This is a genomic window from Polaribacter gochangensis, from assembly GCF_046224025.1.
In the GTDB taxonomy this organism is placed as follows: Bacteria; Bacteroidota; Bacteroidia; order Flavobacteriales; family Flavobacteriaceae; genus Polaribacter; species Polaribacter gochangensis.
On record NZ_JBJXRF010000001.1, the window covers coordinates 873,748 to 895,962 of the forward strand.

General features: G+C 32.3%; 21 protein-coding genes and 1 pseudogene. 17 read left to right on the forward strand and 5 right to left on the reverse strand.

Annotated features, from left to right (window positions below):
* The first annotated feature begins 19 nt into the window (after nt 1–19).
* The 6 genes and pseudogenes from ACEWL1_RS04045 (at nt 20) to ACEWL1_RS04070 (ending at nt 4,730) form a co-directional block, all read left to right on the forward strand.
* A complete protein-coding gene (locus ACEWL1_RS04045) occupies nt 20–349 on the forward strand; it encodes a HesB/IscA family protein (RefSeq protein WP_409231999.1) in 330 nt (109 codons plus the stop codon).
* 37 nt (nt 350–386) lie between these two features.
* Nucleotides 387–749 (forward strand): annotated as a pseudogene (locus ACEWL1_RS04050) (four helix bundle protein).
* Between the two features lie 30 nt (nt 750–779).
* On the forward strand, nt 780–2,225 hold the full coding sequence (gene sufB, locus ACEWL1_RS04055) for a Fe-S cluster assembly protein SufB (protein WP_409232000.1): 1,446 nt from the start codon (nt 780–782) through the stop codon (nt 2,223–2,225).
* A gap of 76 nt (nt 2,226–2,301) precedes the next feature.
* Nucleotides 2,302–3,051, forward strand: coding sequence for a Fe-S cluster assembly ATPase SufC (gene sufC / locus ACEWL1_RS04060; protein WP_409232001.1), 750 nt, complete (start codon nt 2,302–2,304; stop codon nt 3,049–3,051).
* 70 nt (nt 3,052–3,121) lie between these two features.
* On the forward strand, nt 3,122–4,435 hold the full coding sequence (gene sufD, locus ACEWL1_RS04065) for a Fe-S cluster assembly protein SufD (protein WP_409232002.1): 1,314 nt from the start codon (nt 3,122–3,124) through the stop codon (nt 4,433–4,435).
* 91 nt (nt 4,436–4,526) lie between these two features.
* On the forward strand, nt 4,527–4,730 hold the full coding sequence (locus tag ACEWL1_RS04070) for a hypothetical protein (protein WP_409232003.1): 204 nt from the start codon (nt 4,527–4,529) through the stop codon (nt 4,728–4,730).
* Nucleotides 4,731–4,868: 138 nt separating this feature from the next.
* Here the strand turns inward: ACEWL1_RS04070 and ACEWL1_RS04075 are convergent, their stop codons facing one another.
* The gene (locus ACEWL1_RS04075) at nt 4,869–6,191 is read right to left on the reverse strand and encodes a serine hydrolase domain-containing protein (RefSeq protein WP_409232004.1); all 1,323 of its coding nucleotides are present in this window, start codon (nt 6,189–6,191) and stop codon (nt 4,869–4,871) included.
* 102 nt (nt 6,192–6,293) lie between these two features.
* On the opposite strand from ACEWL1_RS04075, the gene ACEWL1_RS04080 reads away from it, so the two are divergent.
* From ACEWL1_RS04080 to ACEWL1_RS04090, 3 genes are all read left to right on the forward strand, one after another.
* Nucleotides 6,294–7,505: an aminotransferase class V-fold PLP-dependent enzyme gene (locus ACEWL1_RS04080; RefSeq protein WP_409232005.1), complete on the forward strand. Its 1,212-nt coding sequence runs from the start codon at nt 6,294–6,296 to the stop codon at nt 7,503–7,505.
* Nucleotides 7,506–7,834: 329 nt separating this feature from the next.
* Nucleotides 7,835–8,881 (forward strand): zinc metalloprotease, encoded by a 1,047-nt coding sequence (locus tag ACEWL1_RS04085; RefSeq protein WP_409232006.1) that lies wholly within the window; start codon nt 7,835–7,837, stop codon nt 8,879–8,881.
* Between the two features lie 56 nt (nt 8,882–8,937).
* Entirely contained in the window at nt 8,938–9,351 is a 414-nt protein-coding gene (locus ACEWL1_RS04090; protein ID WP_409232007.1) for a hypothetical protein, read from the forward strand.
* A gap of 2 nt (nt 9,352–9,353) precedes the next feature.
* Here ACEWL1_RS04090 and ACEWL1_RS04095 read toward each other — a convergent pair whose 3' ends face one another.
* Nucleotides 9,354–9,995, reverse strand: coding sequence for a ribonuclease H1 domain-containing protein (locus ACEWL1_RS04095; protein ID WP_409232008.1), 642 nt, complete (start codon nt 9,993–9,995; stop codon nt 9,354–9,356).
* Complete coding sequence (gene purN, locus ACEWL1_RS04100) at nt 9,996–10,559, reverse strand: phosphoribosylglycinamide formyltransferase (protein WP_409232009.1); 564 nt, start codon at nt 10,557–10,559, stop codon at nt 9,996–9,998.
* Nucleotides 10,560–10,736: 177 nt separating this feature from the next.
* On the opposite strand from purN, the gene ACEWL1_RS04105 reads away from it, so the two are divergent.
* The 5 genes from ACEWL1_RS04105 to pyk all read left to right on the forward strand — a co-directional run bounded on the left by ACEWL1_RS04105 (nt 10,737) and on the right by pyk (nt 14,986).
* Nucleotides 10,737–10,973, forward strand: a complete 237-nt coding sequence (locus tag ACEWL1_RS04105) for an acyl carrier protein (RefSeq protein WP_068702406.1) — start codon at nt 10,737–10,739, stop codon at nt 10,971–10,973.
* A gap of 7 nt (nt 10,974–10,980) precedes the next feature.
* Nucleotides 10,981–12,231: a beta-ketoacyl-ACP synthase II gene (gene fabF, locus ACEWL1_RS04110; protein ID WP_409232010.1), complete on the forward strand. Its 1,251-nt coding sequence runs from the start codon at nt 10,981–10,983 to the stop codon at nt 12,229–12,231.
* A 6-nt stretch (nt 12,232–12,237) separates the two neighbouring features.
* Nucleotides 12,238–12,975, forward strand: coding sequence for a ribonuclease III (rnc, locus tag ACEWL1_RS04115; RefSeq protein ID WP_409232011.1), 738 nt, complete (start codon nt 12,238–12,240; stop codon nt 12,973–12,975).
* Between the two features lie 109 nt (nt 12,976–13,084).
* On the forward strand, nt 13,085–13,555 hold the full coding sequence (locus ACEWL1_RS04120; RefSeq protein WP_409232012.1) for an IPExxxVDY family protein: 471 nt from the start codon (nt 13,085–13,087) through the stop codon (nt 13,553–13,555).
* A 3-nt stretch (nt 13,556–13,558) separates the two neighbouring features.
* Complete coding sequence (gene pyk, locus ACEWL1_RS04125) at nt 13,559–14,986, forward strand: pyruvate kinase (RefSeq protein ID WP_409232013.1); 1,428 nt, start codon at nt 13,559–13,561, stop codon at nt 14,984–14,986.
* A 1-nt stretch (nt 14,987) separates the two neighbouring features.
* Here the strand turns inward: pyk and ACEWL1_RS04130 are convergent, their stop codons facing one another.
* A complete protein-coding gene (locus tag ACEWL1_RS04130) occupies nt 14,988–17,297 on the reverse strand; it encodes a M20/M25/M40 family metallo-hydrolase (protein ID WP_409232014.1) in 2,310 nt (769 codons plus the stop codon).
* Between the two features lie 69 nt (nt 17,298–17,366).
* Nucleotides 17,367–17,717, reverse strand: a complete 351-nt coding sequence (locus tag ACEWL1_RS04135; protein WP_409232015.1) for a hypothetical protein — start codon at nt 17,715–17,717, stop codon at nt 17,367–17,369.
* A gap of 195 nt (nt 17,718–17,912) precedes the next feature.
* On the opposite strand from ACEWL1_RS04135, the gene ACEWL1_RS04140 reads away from it, so the two are divergent.
* The 3 genes from ACEWL1_RS04140 (at nt 17,913) to ilvB (ending at nt 22,215) form a co-directional block, all read left to right on the forward strand.
* Entirely contained in the window at nt 17,913–18,251 is a 339-nt protein-coding gene (locus ACEWL1_RS04140; RefSeq protein ID WP_409232016.1) for a single-stranded DNA-binding protein, read from the forward strand.
* A gap of 537 nt (nt 18,252–18,788) precedes the next feature.
* Nucleotides 18,789–20,471: a dihydroxy-acid dehydratase gene (gene ilvD, locus ACEWL1_RS04145; protein WP_409232017.1), complete on the forward strand. Its 1,683-nt coding sequence runs from the start codon at nt 18,789–18,791 to the stop codon at nt 20,469–20,471.
* A 10-nt stretch (nt 20,472–20,481) separates the two neighbouring features.
* Entirely contained in the window at nt 20,482–22,215 is a 1,734-nt protein-coding gene (gene ilvB, locus ACEWL1_RS04150) for a biosynthetic-type acetolactate synthase large subunit (RefSeq protein ID WP_409232018.1), read from the forward strand.

Below are 22,215 nucleotides of genomic sequence, written 5' to 3' on the forward strand. Positions count from 1 at the left end.
TTTAATCTATATAAGAATTATGATAAAAGTTTCAGACATCGCGAAGAAAAAAGTCATAGAATTAATGGCTGATGACGGTTTTGACGCATCCAAAGACTTTGTGCGCGTTGGTGTAAAAAGTGGAGGTTGCTCAGGTTTATCATATGATTTAACGTTTGATAAGAATCAAGCCGAAGATGATAAAGTTTTTGAAGACAATGAGGTGAAAATTATTGTTGATAAAAAAAGTTTCTTGTATTTGGTTGGCACAACACTAGAATATTCTGGAGGATTAAACGGAACAGGTTTCGTTTTTAACAATCCAAACGCGAATAGAACTTGTGGATGTGGGGAGAGTTTTTCGTTGTAAAAACTGTTGAAAGATTCAAAAATTAAAGGATTGAAAAATGAACCGATTTGAAGATTTAGAAGTGTATCAAAAAGCATTTGAATTTTCAATCATCATAAATAAAATAACAAGTTCAAAGTCAGATTTTGATTATAATGTAAAAAACCAAATTCAAAGAGCAGCAATTTCGATTCCGATAAATATTGCAGAAGGTTTTGAATTATAGTCAAACAAACAATTTGTGAAATTCTTATATATAAGGTAAGGCTCTAGCGGAGAAGTTAGAAGTTTATTAAGGATTTGTGAACAACTAGGATACCTGGAAAATAAAGAAGTGAAAGAATTAATAATAGCAGTTGAAGATATTTCAAAGCAATTATCAAAATTCATTAACTATTTAAAAAGAAGTGAGATTTATTAAATTTTTTAATTTTTCAATCTTTAAATGATTATGAAGTACACAGAAGATAATTTAAGAGAAGAGCTAAAAACCAAAGAGTACGAATATGGTTTTTATACAGAATTAGACAGCGAAACCTTTGCAAAAGGGTTAAATGAAGATGTAGTTCGTGCTATTTCTAAAAAGAAAAACGAACCACAATGGATGACTGATTGGAGAATTGAAGCGTTTAGAGTTTGGGAAAAAATGGAAGAGCCAGATTGGGCAAATGTGAAGTATCCGAAACCTAATTTTCAGGAAATTGCCTATTATTCTGCTCCGAAACAAAAACCAAAATTAAATTCTTTAGACGAAGTTGATCCAGATTTATTAGAGACGTTTAAAAAACTTGGAATCTCTTTAGAAGAACAAAAACGTTTGGCAAATGTTGCTGTAGATATTGTTATTGACTCTGTTTCAGTTGCTACAACATTCAAAAAAACATTAGGCGAAAAAGGCATTATTTTTATGCCAATTTCTGAAGCAATTCAAGAACATCCAGAATTGGTAAGAAAACACTTAGGAACTGTTGTTCCTACTTCAGATAATTTTTATGCAGCATTAAATTCGGCAGTTTTTTCTGACGGATCTTTCTGTTACATTCCAAAAGGTGTTCGTTGCCCGATGGAATTATCAACCTATTTTAGAATTAATGAAGGTGGAACGGGACAGTTTGAAAGAACTTTAGTTGTTGCAGACAAAGGAAGCTACGTGAGTTATTTAGAAGGTTGTACGGCACCAAGTAGAGACGAAAATCAATTGCACGCAGCTGTTGTTGAGCTTATTGCTATGGATGATGCAGAAATAAAATATTCTACCGTACAAAACTGGTTTCCTGGAGATGCCAACGGAAAAGGTGGTGTTTTTAACTTTGTAACTAAAAGAGGTTTGTGTGAAACAAATGCAAAAATTTCTTGGACACAGGTAGAAACGGGTTCTGCTGTAACGTGGAAATATCCTTCTTGTATTTTAAAAGGAAACAATTCAGTTGGAGAATTTTATTCAATTGCAGTAACAAATCATTATCAACAAGCAGATACTGGAACTAAAATGATTCACTTGGGTAAAAATACCAAGTCGACCATTATATCAAAAGGAATATCCGCAGGAAAATCACAAAACTCTTATAGAGGTTTGGTGCAAATAAACTCTAGAGCAGAAAATGCACGTAACTTTTCGCAGTGTGATAGTTTATTGATGGGAAATGAATGTGGAGCACACACGTTTCCGTACATAGAAGCAAAAAATAAAACAGCACAAATAGAACACGAAGCAACAACAAGTAAAATTGGAGAAGATCAATTGTTTTATTGTAATCAACGAGGAATTGATACAGAAAAAGCAATTGCATTAATTGTAAACGGATTTAGTAAAGAAGTGCTCAATAAGTTGCCAATGGAATTTGCCGTAGAAGCACAAAAATTATTAGAAATCTCTCTTGAGGGGTCAGTAGGATAAAATTTTATTGTTTAATTGTTTATACGTTGAGTCGTTTAAACAGTTTAACGTATAAACAGATAAACAAATTAGGAAAATGTTAAAGATTAACAATTTACACGCAAGCATAGACAATAAAGCAATCTTAAAAGGATTGAATATTGAAGTAAAAGCAGGAGAAGTTCATGCAATCATGGGGCCAAATGGAGCCGGAAAAAGCACCTTGGCAAATATTGTTGCTGGAAAAGAAGAGTATGAAGTTACAAACGGAATTATTGAATTAAACGGAGAAGATATTAGCGAATTAGCTCCAGAAGAAAGAGCGCATAACGGTGTGTTTTTATCCTTTCAATATCCAGTAGAAATTCCTGGAGTTTCTGTTACCAACTTTATCAAAACTGCAATTAACGAAACTCGTAAAGCAAAAGGTTTAGAAGACATGCCTGCTAAAGACATGTTAAAAATGATTCGTGAGAAATCAGAATTGTTAGAGATAGATCGTAAGTTTTTATCACGTTCTTTAAATGAAGGTTTTTCTGGAGGAGAAAAAAAACGTAACGAGATTTTTCAAATGGCAATGTTAGAGCCAAAATTGGCAATTTTAGACGAAACGGATTCTGGATTGGATATTGATGCATTGCGAATTGTTGCAAACGGCGTAAACAAACTAAAATCTAAAGATAACGCAGTAATTGTGATTACACATTACCAACGTTTATTAGAATACATTGTTCCAGATTTTGTACATGTTTTATACGATGGTAAAATTGTAAAAACGGGTGATGCTTCTTTAGCTTTAGAACTAGAAGCAAAAGGATACGACTGGATTAAAAAGGAACTTGTTTAAATTAGTTTGCAGTAACAGTTAACAGTTTTCACAACTGCTTACTGAAACTGAAAACCGAAAACTGAAAAGAATGGAATTAAAAGATAAAATAATAGAATCTTATGTAGCATTTGAAAACGATATCAATGTGAATACCGCAATTCACGATATTCGTTCAGAAGCATTACGGAATTTCGATACCTTAGGTTTTCCAACCAAGAAGTTAGAAGAATGGAAATACACGTCGTTAAATTCAGTTTTAAAAAACGATTTCAGCATTTTTCCAAACAAAGAAAATTCGATTGAATTTGCAGATGTTAAGAAGTATTTTATTCATGATATAGACACCTATAAAATTATTTTTATTGACGGAAAATACAGTTCATTCCTTTCTGATGTTACTCACGATGGAAAAGATATTTGCTTACTTTCTTCAGCTTTGTCAAAATCAAAATACACTGCAGTTATTGAAAATTATTTTAATAAAGTTGCAAAGCAAGACAATTTAACGTCTTTAAATACGGCTTTTACAAACGAAGGCGCATACATACATATTCCGAAAAATGTTGAGGTAGAAAAACCAATTCAGATCATCAATTTTACAACAGGAAATGATGTAGCAACAATGGTTCAGCCAAGAAACTTACTTGTGGTTGAAGAAAATGCACATGTTCAAATTATAGAACGTCATCAAAGTTTAACGGAAAATGCAGCGTTGACAAATGTTGTTACTGAAATTTTTGCAGCAAAAAATGCAACGGTAGATTTTTATAAAATTCAGAACGACAAAGACAATGCTTCGTTAGTTGACAACACTTATATCGAACAAAAAACAAACAGCGAAGTTTCTGTACACACATTTTCGTTTGGAGGAAATATCACTAGAAATAATCTAAACTTTTATCAAAGAGGAGAACACATCAACTCTATTTTAAAAGGAATTACAATTATTGAAGGAAAACAACATGTAGATCATCATACCTTGGTAAATCATATTGAGCCGAATTGTGAAAGTCATCAAGATTATAAAGGTATTTTTGACGAACGTTCTACAGGTGTTTTTAACGGAAAAGTAATTGTAGAAAAAGAAGCGCAGAAAACAAATGCGTATCAACAAAACAACAATGTTTTAATAAGTGATAAAGCAACCATTAATGCAAAGCCACAATTAGAGATTTTTGCTGATGATGTAAAATGTTCTCATGGTTGTACCATAGGTCAGTTAGATAATGACGCTTTATTTTACATGCAACAACGTGGAATTCCAAAGAAAGAAGGAAAAGCATTATTGATGTACGCTTTTGCAAACACCGTGTTAGAAAGTGTAAAAATTCCGGAAGTAAAATCTAGAATTACAAAGTTGATTGCTACAAAGTTAGGTGTTAATATGGGATTTGATTTATAAACAACAAAGTTGTTTTTGCATAAAACATAAACCACGCAACTTGCGTGGTTTTTTGTTATATTTGAGAAGCAGTATATAAAAACAAAACAACATGAATAAAAGTATTAAAACCGTCTTGTTAATTGCGGGAATCCTATTAATTGGATACGGAATTTACACATTAATTCAGCCAGAGACTCAAGTTTCTATTGGAGATTTAGATTTAGTAAAAACACAAGAAAACACAGATTCTTATATTACAATTGCATTAGGAATTATAGCTGCTGCAGTTGGGCTGTTAAAGAGGAGGAAATAAATATTTTACCATGTCTATAAAGTTTTGGGAGAGATAAAGAGTTGTAAATTATAGTTTAGATTTCTCGGTTACGCTTCGTTTTGCTCGAAATGAAATTACGTTATAACCCAGGAATCCAAGAGTCAAAAAATCTAACTTTTATTTTTTGATACTTTCCAAAACACCCTTTAAAAACTCATTAATATCAATATGAGCAAGTCCCATTCGAACGACAACTAAATCTTGGTCAGGAAAAACAAATACAAACTGACCTTGGTATCCGCTTGCATAAAACATATTTATAGGAACATCAGGGAATTGCCCTTCTGCGTTTAACCAAAAATGTCCGCCATATGTTCCGTCAGAACCATTTGTCGGTATTGTAATATAATCAACCCAAGTAGCATCGAAAAGTTGTTCGCCGTTCCAGTTTCCTTTATTTAAATAAAGTAATCCAAATTTTGCCCAATCTCTTGGTGTTGCCCAAGCGTACGAAGAACCAACATAATTTCCTGTCATATCAGTTTCAATAAGCATAGAATTCATACCAATTTTATCAATAAATTCGGCATACCAATAATCTAAGTATTCTTGATGTGTTTTAAATGTATTTCTAAGGATTCCTGATAATAAATTACTTGTTCCAGAAGAATAATTCCAGGTTTGGTTTGGCTTACCAACAAATTGTTTTTTAGCTTGAATCTTCGTCATGTCTTTTTCTAGAAACAACATTTTGGTAACGTCAGAAATTTCGTTGTAATTTTCATCCCAAGCTAAACCAGAATTCATTTGTAATAAATTATTGATGGTAATTTCTTTTCTATCATCATTTTGCCATTCGGCAATTGGCGCTTTATCAAACACATTTATTTTCCCTTGTGTTTGCATAATTCCGTACACAGTACTCATAATACTTTTGGTCATCGACCAACCTAAAATACGTGAGTTTTTTGTAAAACCCTTGTCGTATTGCTCCGCTATAATTTGGTTTTTATGAATTACAACAACAGCTCTTGTTTGCGTGTTGTTTGTAAATAAATTTGCAACAGTTTTAGTTAGCTTATTGTAATTTACATTTGTTAAAATCGAATCTTTTTGGTCTGCATTTCCAAACGGAAAAGCAATCGTATTATTTGGTTGTGCTCTTTTTGGAGTTTTTACTTTTAATGTGGTATCAAAATCATCAGTAATTAAAACACTTCCTAAACCTTCTCTATAAATTGCAGTTCTGGTTAATAATCCAAAAACGGAAGCCGAGCTTGTTTTTAGACCTTTGTTAACTTTGTCTGAACCTAAATTTATTGGAGAAAAATTATTGTCTGTACTGTCTGTAAATTGCATGGTTCTTTCAGCCAAAAACACAGATGAATTCATGCTTTTTGCAGAATATCCAGCAATGATATTTAATTTTGGATAATTGTAGACAATAAGTATTAATAAAATAGAAATAAGTAATAATAAGGCTCTTTTTAGAATTTTCATTTAAAAAAATATAAAATAGTAGCAGTAAATATAATAATTTAACGCTTGTTATATGGATGTCTCACTTACAAAAGTTATTTTTGTATTTCAATACACAAGATGATGTTTCCAGTAGAAAAAATTAGAGCAGATTTCCCAATTTTACAAAGACAAGTTAATGGCAAGCCTTTGGTATATTTTGACAATGCAGCTACATCGCAAACGCCAAAAATTGTGATTGATGCCATTGTAGATTATTATAGTAATTACAATGCAAATATTCATCGCGGTGTTCATGCTTTGAGTCAAGAAGCTACTGACAAATACGAAGAAGCACGACTTAAAATTCAGAAACATTTTAATGCAGGAAAAGCCTATGAAATCATTTTTACTGCAGGTACAACACACGGAATAAATATGGTTGCTGCTGGTTTTTCTGAATTGTTAGAAAAAGAAGATGAAATTATTGTTTCTGCTTTAGAACATCATTCTAATATTGTGCCTTGGCAAATGTTGTGCGAAAAAACAGGCGCTGTTTTAAAAGTGATTCCGATGTTGAAAAACGGAACATTAAATATGAATGCATTTGATGAAATCCTTTCGTCAAAAACAAAAATGGTTTTCTGTAATCATGTTTCAAATGCACTAGGAACGATCAATCCTATTAAAGAAATTATTGAAAAAGCACATAAAGTTGGCGCTGCAGTTTTAATTGACGGCGCTCAAGCAACGCCACATATAAAACCAAATTTGCAAGAATTAGATGTCGATTTTTATGTTGCATCTGCACATAAAATTTGTGGTCCAACTGGAGTTGGAATTCTTTACGGAAAAGAAAAATGGCTACAAAAATTACCGCCATATCAAGGTGGAGGAGAAATGATTGAAACCGTAACTTTTGAAAAAACGACCTATGCAGGTTTGCCACATAAATTTGAAGCAGGAACCCCAAATATTTGTGGCGGAATTGCTTTTGGAGTTGCATTAGATTATATGAACGCTATTGGATTTGATGAAATTGCTGCTTACGAAGAAGAATTATTACAATATGGAACCAATAAGTTACAAGAAATTGATGGAGTTGTAATTTACGGAACATCAAAAAAGACCGCCGTTATTTCTTTTAATGTAGAAGGAGTTCATTCGTATGATATTGGAGTAATTCTAGATAAATTAGGAGTTGCCGTTAGAACCGGACATCATTGCGCACAGCCAATCATGAATTTTTATAATATTCCAGGAACCGTGAGAGCTTCGTTTTCTTTTTACAACACAAAAGAGGAAATAGATGTTTTTATTGCAGCTGTAAAAAAAGCTGTGATGATGTTGAGTTAGTATATTGTAAAAAGTTACTTTTTTTACTAGAATACTATTTTTTGACGTTTCCTTAAATCCTTTTTTATTTTTCAAAAAAAATAGTTGAATACTATTCGTTTTTCTTAAACACTTCATAATGAATGCTTTAAATGTTTTACCTCACGGAAAACCGTGAGTCTCATCTCACGGTTTTCCGTGAGGTGGATTTCACGGTTTATGGGGATTGTAGAAATGTTAAAATTTTCTTAAAATTGTAAATGAATTAAAAATTAAACAAACTCTCACCATGTTTAAAAATCAACATTTAATTCAAAAACTAATTATTAATTAATTTAAATTTTTACAAAATGAAAAAAATCATTTTACTTTTTGCATTCGCTCTAATAGGCTTTGCATCGTGTCAAGACTCAACAGAAGAAGTAGTTGAGCAACAACAGTCTAAAATTGATATGAGTGACTTTTTTGTGTACACAGAGCAAGGAACAGATCTTTTGTCAAAGTCATCAAATTCTAGAAACTGTTATTCAATGAAAGTTTTAAATCAGAAACTTGATGAAAACCCAGGCTTGTTCAAAAAAATGTATGATATTGAATATGCTACGCGAAAATCTATCTCAGCTAAAGGAAAGCCAGGTGGTGGTGGCGGAAATGGTGGCGGTGGAACAGATCCAGTTCCATACACAGGTGCTATTACAATCCCTGTAATTATAAATATATTAGAGGATAATCCAGGAGATGTTACGCAAGCTCAAATTAATTCTCAAATAGCAATCTTAAATGAAGACTTTAATAACAACAATCCAAATACCCCAAATGCGCCAGCAGAGTTTTCTGGATTAGTAGCAGATGTAAATATCACTTTTACATTAGCTGGAGTTAATAGAAAAGTATCTTCTAAATCAACTTGGGGAACAAATGATGCTATGAAAGATTCTGGACAAGGAGGAATCGATGCAACAGATCCTTCGAGTTACTTAAATGTATGGGTTTGTAACATTGGTGGTGGAATTTTAGGATATGCACAATTTCCTGGAGGAGCTGCAGCTACTGATGGTGTTGTAATTGGGAATGATTATTTTGGAGAAACAAGCGGAGTTTATGGAGACGGAAGAACAGCTACACATGAAGTTGGTCACTGGTTAAACTTACGTCACATTTGGGGAGATGGAAGATGTCGTCAAGATGATTTTGTTGCAGATACTCCAAGCTCAGACAGATCTAATGGAGGTTGTCCAACTTACCCAACAGTACATTGTAAATCTGCAGATATGACAATGAACTATATGGACTATGTTTATGACGACTGTATGTACATGTTTACAAATGGTCAAAATGACAGAATGAGAGCATTATTTACTGCTGGAGGGCCTAAAGCTTCTTTTGTTGGTAATTAATTGAGTAGTTAATAATAAAGCGCCATATATCATGGCGCTTTTCTTATCTTTAAAAAATGAAATTCACAAGTTATTTGTTCTTCTTACTCATCTTTATGAATTGTACTGCTCAAAAGTTACTCGATTTAAAAGAAGTTACCTATGAAGCTTCTACTCGAGGTAAAAATATAGAATTTAAAATTACTTCAGATTCAATAATCTATCACGAGAATAATACGGTTAAAAAATTAAAAATGTCTTCCGACACTTGGAAAGAAATTATAGGACTTGCTACTAAATTTGATGTTGAGAAAATAGAAAATTTTAATCCTCCTTCTAAGAATCGAATTTTAGATAAAGCTTTACATGCTACACTAAAATTTAAAGTAAATAATACGCTATATATTTCGCAAGTTTTTGATCATGGAAATCCACCAATAGAATTAAAAGGATTTATGGACTTACTATTTAGTTTAGTAGAAATAAAATAAAATCACTTTCTTCCAAAGTCTGCAGGAATTTCTCCCCAAGCTTTGGTTTCCCATTTTAAAATGGGGTTTTTAAATGAGTTTTCTTGAAGCCATTTTTCGGCACGTTTTATCAATTCTAATAATTCTTTGTTAGAAGCATCAAAAACCAAATTGGTTCTGCATTGCTTTTTTTTTATCCAACTCATGGCGATTTTAGAATCAGAATACACAGGAATATCTTCTTTCTTTTTGCTTTTTAAAAGAGCTAACCCATGAACAAGCGCTAAAAATTCGCCAATATTATTAGTTCCTTTTTCAAATGGACCTTTGATAAAAATTTGTTGCTTGTTGTGCGTTAATACGCCACGATATTCCATTTTCCCAGGATTTCCACTACAAGCAGCATCTACAGAAATACTTTCTAAAATTGGTTTGCCAAATTTCTTTTTTTCAGATTCCGTTAACGTAGGTTTTTTTGTATTCTTACCTTTATAAGCAAAGTAGTTTTTATTGTATGCTAATTGCGCTTCTTTTTTATCAGCAAAAGCCTTGTACTGTGCACCTTCAAAACCATCAATTTGTTTTTTACAATCGTCCCAGGAAGAAAAAACACCTTTTTTTCTACCTGTCCAAACCACATAATATTTTTGCTTCTTTGTTGCCATTTATTTTAAAATCACCGATTCTATTACTTTCGGAAAATGTTTGTACTCTAAAGTATGAATTTTTTGAGCAATATCTTCTTCAGCATCAGAATCTTCTAGTTTTGTGGTTGCCTGAAAAATAATTGCTCCTTCATCGTAATTTTCGTTTACAAAATGAATGGTAATTCCGGTTTCAGAGTCTTTATTTTTTTTTACAGCATTATGTACGCGCATTCCGTACATCCCTTTTCCGCCATATTTTGGTAATAATGCAGGGTGAATATTGATAATTTTATTTGGATAAGCATCAATAATAGTAGTTGGAATTTTTAATAAAAAACCAGCGAGTACAATGTAATCTGCAACTTCTTTAAGTTGATTTAAGACAACATTCGTGTTAAAAAAATCTTCTTTTGAGAACAAAACAGCATCAATTTGTAATCGTTTACAACGTTCAAAAACTTTTGCATTGGGGTTATTGCAAAAAACTTTGCTAACAATTGCCGTTTTATTAAGAGTAAAATAGTTGATGATATTTTCTGCATTAGAGCCTGATCCCGAAGCAAAAATGGCAATTCTTTTCATTTTAAATTGATTTGTTTCACTACAAAAAAAGGAATAATTATTAACAATATTGTTTAGTTTGCTAAAAGTTTAAAGATTTTTTTTAATTTAGATTCAACAATTTTTGCGGAAAAAGTAGAATTAAATAATAAGATTCGTATTTTTGTCCCCGATTTAAATTTTAAAACTTAGAAAATTATGTCAGACATTGCATCAAGAGTAAAAGCTATTATCGTAGACAAATTAGGAGTAGACGATAACGAAGTAACAAATGAAGCTAGCTTTACAAACGATTTAGGAGCAGATTCTTTAGATACTGTGGAATTAATTATGGAATTCGAAAAAGAATTTGATATCCAAATACCAGACGACCAAGCAGAAAACATTGGTACAGTTGGTCAAGCAGTAAGCTATATAGAAGAAGCTAAAAAGTAATTTTCATATGCAAATTAAACGAGTTGTTGTAACTGGACTTGGTGCGTTAACACCAATTGGTAATAATATACAAGAATATTGGAGCGGTTTAGTTAACGGAGTTAGCGGAGCTGCGCCTATAACGTATTTTGACGCTACTAAGTTCAAAACTCGTTTTGCATGTGAATTGAAAAACTTTAATGCAACCGATTTTATTGATAGAAAAGAAGCCCGTAAAATGGATCGTTTCACTCAATACGCAATGGTTGCATCAGATGAAGCAATTGCTGATTCTGGTTTAAACTCAGAAGATCATGATCCTGATAGGATTGGTGTAATTTGGGGTTCAGGAATTGGAGGACTAGAAACGTTTCAAAACGAAGTGTTAAACTTTGCTGCCGGAGATGGTTCACCAAGATTTAATCCATTTTTTATACCAAAAATGATCTCTGATATTGCACCTGGGCAAATCTCTATTAAACATGGTTTTAGAGGACCAAATTTCGCAACAGTTTCTGCTTGTGCATCCTCATCAAACGCTATTATAGATTCTTTAAATTACATCCGTTTAGGACAAGCTGATGCGATCGTAACTGGTGGTTCTGAAGCTGCTGTCACCATTGCTGGAATGGGAGGGTTTAATGCAATGCACGCACTATCAACAAGAAATGATAGTCCAGAAACTGCATCTAGACCGTTTGATAAAGATAGAGAAGGATTTGTTTTAGGAGAAGGAGCTGGAGCTCTAATACTTGAAGAATACGAACATGCAAAAGCTAGAGGAGCAAAAATATATGCTGAAGTTATTGGAGGAGGAATGTCTTCTGATGCACACCATATTACAGCACCACATCCAGAAGGGTTAGGAGCAAGAAATGTAATGTTAAATTGTTTAAGAGATGCTGGAATTAATCCAGAAGATGTAGATGCTATTAATATGCACGGAACTTCTACTCCGTTAGGAGATATTGCTGAATCTAAAGCAATATTAGAAGTTTTTGGTGAGCATGCTTATAACATCAATATCAATTCTACAAAATCAATGACTGGACACTTATTAGGAGCCGCTGGTGCAATTGAAGCAATTGCTTCGATTTTAGCAATCAATAAAGGCGAAGTGCCACCTACCATTAATCATTTTACAGATGATGATCAAATTGATAGCAAGCTAAACTTCACGTTTAATAAGTCGCAAAAGCGAGATGTTAAAATTGCATTGAGCAATACATTTGGTTTTGGCGGACATAATGCTTGTGTTGCGCTAAAAAAAATTGATTAATACTGCATGAATTTTATTCGTAAAATTGTAAACCCCCAAAAAAAAGAAGATGAGGGTTTCTATTACGAGCTAAAAGCACTTCTAAATTTTTCTCCGAAGAAGTTAAGCTTTTACAAAAAAGCATTTACCCATAGATCTTTAAAGTTAAAAGACGACAAAGGAAATCCTTTAAATTACGAACGCTTAGAGTTTTTAGGTGATGCTATGTTAGGCTCCATAATTGCTTCTTATTTGTACAAAAAAGTTCCGAAAGGCACCGAAGGTTATTTAACTCAAATGCGCTCTAAAATTGTTAGTAGAGAACATTTAAATGAACTAGGTAAAGATCTAGAATTAATTAAATATGTAAAAAGTAATTTTGATAGAGAAAATGTTGGTGATAATATTTATGGAAACATTTTTGAATCATTAATTGGTGCTATTTATTTAGATAGAGGTTACAATTATTGCAAAAAATTTATTTACGAAAATGTAATAGTTCCATATGTAGATATTGCCAAACTTGAAGGTAAAATTACAAGTTATAAAGGGTTGATAATTGAATGGTGTCAGAAGCAAAAAAAACAATACAACTTCGATATTTACGAAGATTCTGGAAACGAAAACATAAAACATTTTAGTGTTAAAATCAGTATAGATGGTACTTTAGTAGCAAAAGGGAGAGCAACTTCTAAGAAAAAAGCGGAAGAACAAGCTTCTAAAAGAGTTTATTTTGCATTGCAAGACGAAATAACAAATTCTTAACTTTTCTAGCTCTTCGTTTCTACCTTTTTTTAATTACTTTATCAGAAACAATATGTAATTTAGCCATAATTGTAGTTTATAGAGATTAAGAACCCTAAATTGTTTAGCTTTGCAGATACATTCGCTAGAATTAAATGATTTTTCTGATAATAATTATACTTTAATAGGAATTCATTCTACGTTAGAAGAATATAAATTAGCATATTTATTGAATCAAAAATTAAATATAAATTTTGTTAAATCAAAATTTAGCTTAGATTTTGAAAACAAAAACAACAATGCAACATTTTGTATCTACGAATATGAAAATACAAAATTTAGTCAATCTTGGTTTTTAATTTCTAACCAATACACAAATCATTTAGAAGAAATTTCTACAGGATTATTTCCATCAAACGATATAACAACCTATTTAATCCCAGAGAAAAGAAAAGTAGATTTTTTTCTAAAATTAGAAGGCGATTTTAATTCCGATTATATCGCTAAAAAAGTTGAAGAGATAAATGCTCTCGACCAAGTAATTACATCATACAAAATTGATCTAAACACATTAAAATCGAAAGATTTTTTAATTTTTTAAATTATGTCAAACGATAAAAAAACAAAAATAATAGCAACATTAGGCCCCGCAACAAACACCAAAGAAATAATTTCTGAATTGGTAGATAAAGGAGTCAATGTTTTTAGAATTAATTTTTCTCATGCAGATAATGATAATGTAAAAGCGAGAATAAAAGATATTAGAGATATTAATGAAGAAAAAAACATACATGTTGCCGTTTTAGCCGATTTACAAGGTCCAAAATTAAGAGTTGGTGTAATGGAAGACAATGTAATTTTAAAAGCTGGTGATACATTTGTTTTTACTACAGAAAGATGTACAGGAACAGTAGAAAGAGCATTTATGACCTACCAGAACTTCCCTAAAGATGTTAAAAAAGGAGAACAAATTTTGGTTGATGACGGGAAATTACTCTTTGAAGTTGTAACTACAAATAAAACAAATGAAGTAACTACAAAAGTAAAAGTTGGCGGTGTTTTGTCTTCTAAAAAAGGGGTGAATTTACCAAATACAAAAATTTCTTTACCTGCGTTGACAGAGAAAGATATGAAAGACGCCATTTTTGCAATTGAGCAAAATGTAGATTGGATTGCGCTTTCGTTTGTTAGAAATCCAGAAGATTTAAGAAAATTACACGATTTAATCAAGCAAAAATCAGATTATAGAATTCCGGTTATCGCAAAAATAGAAAAGCCAGAAGCTGTTCAAAATATTGATGCATTAATTCCGTATTGCGATGCATTAATGGTCGCTCGTGGAGATTTAGGAGTAGAGATACCGATGCAAGAAGTTCCATTAATTCAAAAAATGTTGGTGCAAAGAGCAAAAATGGCAAGAATTCCTGTAATTATTGCAACTCAAATGATGGAAACCATGATTACAAATGCAGTACCAACAAGAGCTGAGGTTAACGATGTTGCCAACTCAATTATGGACGGTGCAGATGCTGTAATGTTATCAGGAGAAACATCAGTTGGTGCACATCCAATAAGAGTCATCGAAAAAATGACTGAAATTATTAAAAGTGTCGAAAATTCGCCTTTAATAAAAGTACCACAAGCGCCACCACATATTAAAACGGAACGTTTTATTACAAAATCAGTTTGTCATCATGCTGCATTAATGGCAAATGATGTTAAAGCTACTGCAATATCAACATTAACAAATAGTGGTTATACAGCGTTTCAAATTTCTGCTTGGAGACCAGCATCTTATATTTTGGCATTTTCATCAGAAAAAAGAATTTTAGCAAAAATGAGTTTGCTTTGGGGCGTTAAATCTTTCTTTTATGATAGAAATGTGAGTACAGATGATACAGTTGTTGATATCAACAGAATTGCAAAGAAAAATGGATTTGTAAATACAAACGACTATGTAGTTAATTTGACCTCTATGCCGGTTGAGGCAAAAGGGATGGTAAATACGCTGCGTGTTTCTCAAATAAAATAAGTTATAATTTTAGTTTTTGTAGTGTAATTACAGCATCATTTGTAACAAATGGCATCGGCATCATTTCGTTAGTTCTAGGTTGAATTTTAAACAACGGATTGGTTTGTAAATCAAACGAAGATTCGATCAAACTAATATTTGGAATGCTATTTTTATTGATAGTAAAATCTACCTTTAAAATAGAATCTTTTGCTGCTAAAAAGTAACTTAAAATAGTTCCTCTTTTTATTTTAAACGCATCGGTTTCATCTTCTTTGTCTAACAATACATTTTGCACGCCAATTGAATTAAAAGTAATAGAATCGTTTGCAATTAGCTCTAATTTATTAACAGCGCGTTGCGGTTTTATCATCAATGAGATGTTTCTAAAATTTCCAATAATTGTATCAGTTACTTTTGAAATTAAAGGCGGATTAATCGCTCTATTTCCTGTTTTTTTATGAAATTTGTAAGATGTATTGTATTTGCTTTTAGAGGTTGTTCCAGTGAAATTACCTTTCGTTGGATTTTCTCCTAAGAATTGCTTTGTATAAGTATCTATTTTTGAATCATAGCTTGCCCAATACGATTGATTTGTATCGACATTATTAATGAAAACGGCGCTATTTGGTTTCTTCTTGTTTTCATCAAAACCACTTTTGTAGCTTGCAAAAGCAAAAAATAAAATGGTGCTTATACCAATTAATTTCACCAATAATTTTCTTGATTTATAAGATGCAAAAACCGGAATCATCAACCCGAAAATTAACACTAAAAACAAACCACTTATAAACAGGTTTTTTAAACCCAAACCAACAGGAAACATTTTAACTTGTGGTGCAAACATAAACAATACAGGAATTGCCAAAATGGTTGCAATTGCAATTTTTGTGGTTCGTTTAATATCAATAAAAATAAATGCAGCTAAAGTGATTAAGGCAAAATAAACAGGAATGATAAAATAGCCCGCTCCTTTTAAATATATAAAAATAAGTACATTAATGATGAGCCAAAATAGAATTGGAGCAATTATTAAATCTGCTCCAGTATTATTTTTTAAAAAGGGTCTGTAGATTTTAAATAATAACCACAAATTTAACAATACAAATGCGGCGATATATTCATATCCGTTGTAGGTAAATCCGTGTAAAATATCTTTATAATGAGGATGAATTAAAAGAATTCCTTTCCACAATAAAATTGATATTCCGACACACGCAACCAACGAAATTGTAAAAGGTGTAAATCCTTTTAATAATCCTTTTATCGTTATTTTATTCAAAGCAATTCCGAAGAAAAGCAAAACAAATAGCAACACAATTGCGCCAATTAATAAAGGTAAAATCCATAAAAAAGGGTAGTACAATAATTTCGTAAACGGAAAATTTGTGTATACATGATCGGAAGTACTATCTAAATTTGAAAGATCAGAAAAAGCAAAATAATTTAAAGATGTCATTAGATAATCTGCTTGATGTAATAAGGTTTCTCGGTCTAATCTTTCGAAAGAATCTTGTGCTGTATGATAATCAAAGTGATCTCCAATAAAAGCAAAATTGAAACCGTTTATGTTTCCGTTTTCTCTAAAAACAGTTAAATCTGTATCGTTTGGTAGCATTTTATACACACTATACATTAAAGAATTTGCCGCCGGATGATTTGGTTTTGCTTTTAAAAATTCAGTTAATAATTTGCTGTTTTTACCGTTGGTTTCCATCAACATATAACTTGGTCCGCCACTTCCACGAGCTTCAAAATTTAAAACCAAACCAACATTTTTTGCTAATGGATGCTTATCAACAAAGGCTTTTGCTCCTAGAAGGCCTAACTCTTCTGCATCCGTAATTACAATATGAATATCGTTTTTTGGTGTTTTGTGTTGTGCTAAAAAAGCTCTTACACTTTCTATAATTGTTACCACTCCAGAACCGGCATCACTTGCGCCTAAAGAAGAATGTGGATTTGAATCGTAATGTGTTAACAAGACCAATGATTTTCCAATTTCACTTCCCTTAATCGTTGCAATAATATTGGCAGTATTAGTTGCTGCTCTCCATTTGTTATTAATAGCAACTTGATGTTGAATTTCTGGCTGTAATCCTAATTTTTTAAGTTCGTTAACAATATAATTCTGAACTTTCAGATGATCTTCTGAACCTGTATAATGTGCTGTTTTAGAAATTTCTTTTAAATTTTTTAATGCATTGTCGATAGAAAACTCAGTTTCAGAAGCTGTTTTATTTTCAGAATACGAAGGTTTCATGTCAGCAAAACTCCAATAAATTACAGAGATTATGATTAGAAAAGAAAGTATCGGAGCATATTTTTTCATTAGTTGATAGGTTTTTATAAATGTACTAATTTTTAGATAATCGTTTTATTTTTAAATTGATAAGGTTTTTTATTCCCGTCTGATTAATAAGAAATAATCATTTTCTAAGGCCAAATATCCTTGATCGTACACATAAAAATAGACGTTTCCGGTTTTGGTTTTATAAATAGAAGTAAAAAAATGAAAATCAAACCCTTTGTCAAATAACTTAGTTCTTGTCACTTTTGTTTTACCTGTTGTATTTAATTCTGATAAAATTTTAAAGTTTTTCCGCAAGCGATTATTGGTATTTCTAATAAGGTTTTTACTTTCTGTATTTACCTTGTTGTTGTAAGAGTTACGGCAATAATCTGTACAGAATTTTTTATCAATTCTCCCCACTATTTTTTCGCCACATTCTAAACATTTCTTTATTTCCATTGCTTTATTTTTTTGATGTTTATAAAGATACTAAAAAACATTTACAAACGACTACAAGCGTTTACATACGAAAGTAAGCGCTTTTAAACCGAATAAAATTTGGAAGGCATCGCATCTTTGCCATGTCAAATCGAATTGACAAAAATGATTATAAACTTACACTGAGCAAAGTCGAAGTGTTTAAAACCTTATCTTATGAGTACGTTAAGAAACAAAGTACAGTTGATTGGAAACTTAGGAAACAATCCAGAAATCATCACGTTAGAAAGTGGTAAAAAATTAGCAAAAATGTCTATTGCTACAAATGAAACTTACAAAAACGCACAAGGCGAAAAAGTAACAGACACACAATGGCATAATGTTGTTGCATGGAACAAAACAGCAGAAATCATTGAAAAATACTTGCAAAAAGGAAGTGAAGTTGCTATTGAAGGGAAATTAACATCAAGAAGTTACGAAGATAAAGATGGCACTAAAAAATACATCACAGAAATTGTTTGTAATGAAATGTTAATGTTGGGTGGCAAGCAATAAAAAAATCTTGCTATGAAAAGAGAAGAGCATCATTTTGGTGCTCTTTTTTCTTTTTTAAGAATTTACTTGTTTAATAAAAATAAAATTAGATATTTGTCCCATCAAAATGAACACACAAATTATCAATATCATTTCTATTATTATCATTGCAATTCAAAAGCAACGATAAGGAAGTATATCTATAATTTTAAAATATTATAAAAGCCTTCCGAATTCGGAAGGCTTTTTTTATGAAATAAATTTAAAAATGAATTTTAGCAACAACATTATTATTACAATTATTGTCATTATTAGCTCACCACCGAGTTGATACAGTTAGTCATTGCCAATAAAAGCATAAACCTGTATCAACTGATACAGGTTTTTTTATAAACAATTTTAATTGGAAGCCATAAAAAAAAGTGATATAGAAGCCAGTAAATCAGTTATTTATGTTAAAATATATCAAAATGAATATAAGTAAATAAAAAAATCAAAGCATCGAAATATGACGCAAACATCTAATTTCGAACTCCTTAAATAATAGAAGAAAGAACAATGAAACTCAATAAACACAGTAGCAGATTAACGCAAGACGAATCACAACCAGCATCACAGGCTATGTTGTATGCAGTAGGCTTGACTGATGAAGATATGCAAAAAGCACAAGTAGGAATTGCCAGTACTGGTTACGACGGAAATCCGTGTAATATGCATCTAAATAATTTAGCTTCAGAAGTAAAGATTGAATGCAATATCAATGGTTTAGTTGGATTAGGATTCAATACAATTGGTGTTTCAGACGGAATTTCAATGGGAACTTCAGGAATGAATTATTCCTTAGTTTCTAGAGATATTATTGCAGATTCTATCGAAACTGTGATGAATGCTCAAAGTTATGACGCATTGGTTTCTGTTGTTGGATGCGATAAAAATATGCCAGGAGCAGTCATAGCGATGTTGCGTTTAAACCGTCCATCAATTATGATGTACGGTGGAACAATTGCATCAGGAAAATACAAAGGAAAAAAATTAAACATTGTTTCGGCTTTTGAAGCACTCGGACAAAAAGTGGCTGGAGAAATTGACGAAAAAGAATACAAAGAAATTATTAAAAGAGCGATTCCTGGAGCTGGAGCTTGTGGCGGAATGTACACTGCAAATACCATGGCTTCTGCCATTGAAGCAATGGGGTTTTCTTTGCCTTATAACTCATCAATTCCTGCAGAAAACCCGAATAAATTATCAGAAAGTAAACGAACTGCTTTGGCAATTAAAAACTTGTTAGAATTAGATTTAAAACCTTTGGATATTATTTCTAAAAAATCAATAGAAAATGCTATTGCACTTGTAAATGCACTAGGTGGATCAACAAATGCGGTGTTACACTTTTTGGCAATTGCTCATGCTGCTGGCATCGATTTTTCTTTAGAAGATTTTCAACGTGTAAGTGATAGAACTCCGTTAATTGCCGATTTAAAACCAAGCGGAAAATATTTAATGGAAGATGTTCATGGTGTGGGTGGAACTCCTGCAGTAATGAAATATTTATTGGACAATGGCTATTTACATGGTGATTGTTTAACGGTTACAGGAAAAAATTTGGCAGAAAATTTAGCCAATGTTGAACCCCTTTCTTTTGATGACGAGCAAGATGTCATTCATCCAAAGAACAATCCATTAAAATCTTCAGGAAATCTTCAAATTTTATATGGAAATCTTGCGTCAGAAGGAGCTGTAGCAAAAATCAGTGGAAATGAAGGATTACTTTTTGAAGGCAAAGCGGTGGTATATGACGGAGAACAAGAGGCAAATACAGGGATTTCTAACGGAGAAGTAGAAAAAGGAGATGTGGTTGTTATTCGATATGTTGGGCCAAAAGGCGGGCCAGGAATGCCAGAAATGTTAAAACCAACGTCGTTAATTATGGGAGCAGGTTTAGGAAAATCCGTTGCTTTGATAACTGACGGACGATTTTCTGGAGGAACACACGGTTTTGTGGTTGGTCATATTACGCCAGAAGCACAATCAGGAGGAGTCATTGGCTTGTTAAAAACTGGCGATATCATCAAAATTAGTGCGGAAGACAATTCAATTAATGTGTTGCTTTCTGATGAAGAACTTGCTAAAAGAAAAGCAAATTGGGAAAGTCCAGCTTTAAAACACACCAAAGGAGTCTTATACAAATATGCAAAAACAGTAGCATCAGCATCAAAAGGATGTGTAACAGATGCATTTTAAAAATAGAGTTATGGAAACACACACACAAACCACAACGAAAACAAAGCACCAAAATACGCAACATATTTCTGGTGCAGAAGCCGTAATACAATGCTTATTAGCAGAAGGAGTTGATTTAATTTATGGATATCCGGGCGGAGCAATTATGCCAATTTATGATGAGTTGTATAAATATCAAGACAAATTACAGCACGTTTTAGTACGACATGAACAAGGCGCAACGCATGCCGCACAAGGTTTTGCAAGAGTTACAGGAAAAGTTGGTGTGGCGTTGGCAACTTCTGGGCCTGGAGCTACAAATTTAGTAACAGGGATCGCCGATGCACAAATAGATTCTACGCCAATGGTTTGTATCACTGGTCAAGTAGGAAAACATTTATTAGGATCTGATGCTTTTCAAGAAACAGACATTGTCGGAATTTCTACTCCGGTTACAAAATGGAATTATCAAATTACAGCAGCAGCAGAAGTTCCTGAAGTGTTGGCAAAGGCATTTTACATTGCTCGTTCTGGAAGACCAGGACCTGTTTTAATTGATATTACAAAAAACGCTCAGTTTGATACGTTTGATTTTGAATATAAAAAATGTTCATCCATCCGAAGTTATAAAGCGGTTCCAGATGTAGATAAAAGTCAGTTGTTAGCTGCGGCAGAATTGATAAATACTGCAAAAAAACCCCTGATTGTTTTTGGTCAAGGCGTAATTTTAGGAGAAGCTGAAGCTGAATTTAAAGCATTGATTGAGAAAACAGGAATTCCATCTGCTTGCACAATTTTAGGCTTGTCTGCTTTAGCATCTAAACATCCATTACATGTTGGAATGGTTGGAATGCACGGAAATTATGGGCCAAATAAATTAACAAATGAGTGTGATGTGTTGATTGCTATCGGAATGCGATTTGACGATCGTGTAACTGGAGATTTATCGAGATATGCAAAACAAGCAAAAGTGATTCATTTTGATATTGATCCTGCAGAGATTGATAAAAATGTAAAAACGGATGTTGCCGTTTTAGGAAACTCAAAAGAAACATTAGTAAAAATATTGCCTTTGGTGGATAAAAAATTACATAAATCTTGGCTGCAAGAATTTAGAGATTATGATGCTATAGAGTTTGATAAAGTAATTAAAGATGAATTGTATCCAACGAAAGAAGGTATTACAATGGGCGAAGTGTTGAAAGAAATCAACCAAGTAACAAAAGGAGAAGCCGTGATTGTTTCTGATGTTGGTCAGCACCAAATGTTTGCATGTAGATATGCAGAATTTAATCAAACAAAAAGCAATATTACTTCTGGCGGATTAGGAACGATGGGATTTGCATTGCCAGCAGCAATCGGTGCTAAAATGGGTGCACCAGAAAGAGAAGTAATTGCCATTATTGGCGATGGTGGTTATCAAATGACCATTCAAGAATTGGGAACCATTTTTCAAACGAAAGCGGCCGTGAAAATTGTGGTTTTAAACAACGAGTTTTTAGGGATGGTTCGTCAATGGCAACAGTTGTTTTTTGATAAAAGATACGCATCAACAGAAATGACAAATCCAGATTTTGTGGCTATCGCAAAGGGATATCATATCGACGCTCAAAGAGTTACAAAAAGAGAAAATTTAACATCAGCAATTAAAGAAATGATCGCTTCTAAAGATTCGTATTTCTTAGAAGTGTGTGTAGAAAAAGAAAACAATGTGTTTCCAATGATTCCAACTGGAGCATCAGTTTCAGACATCAGATTAAGTTAA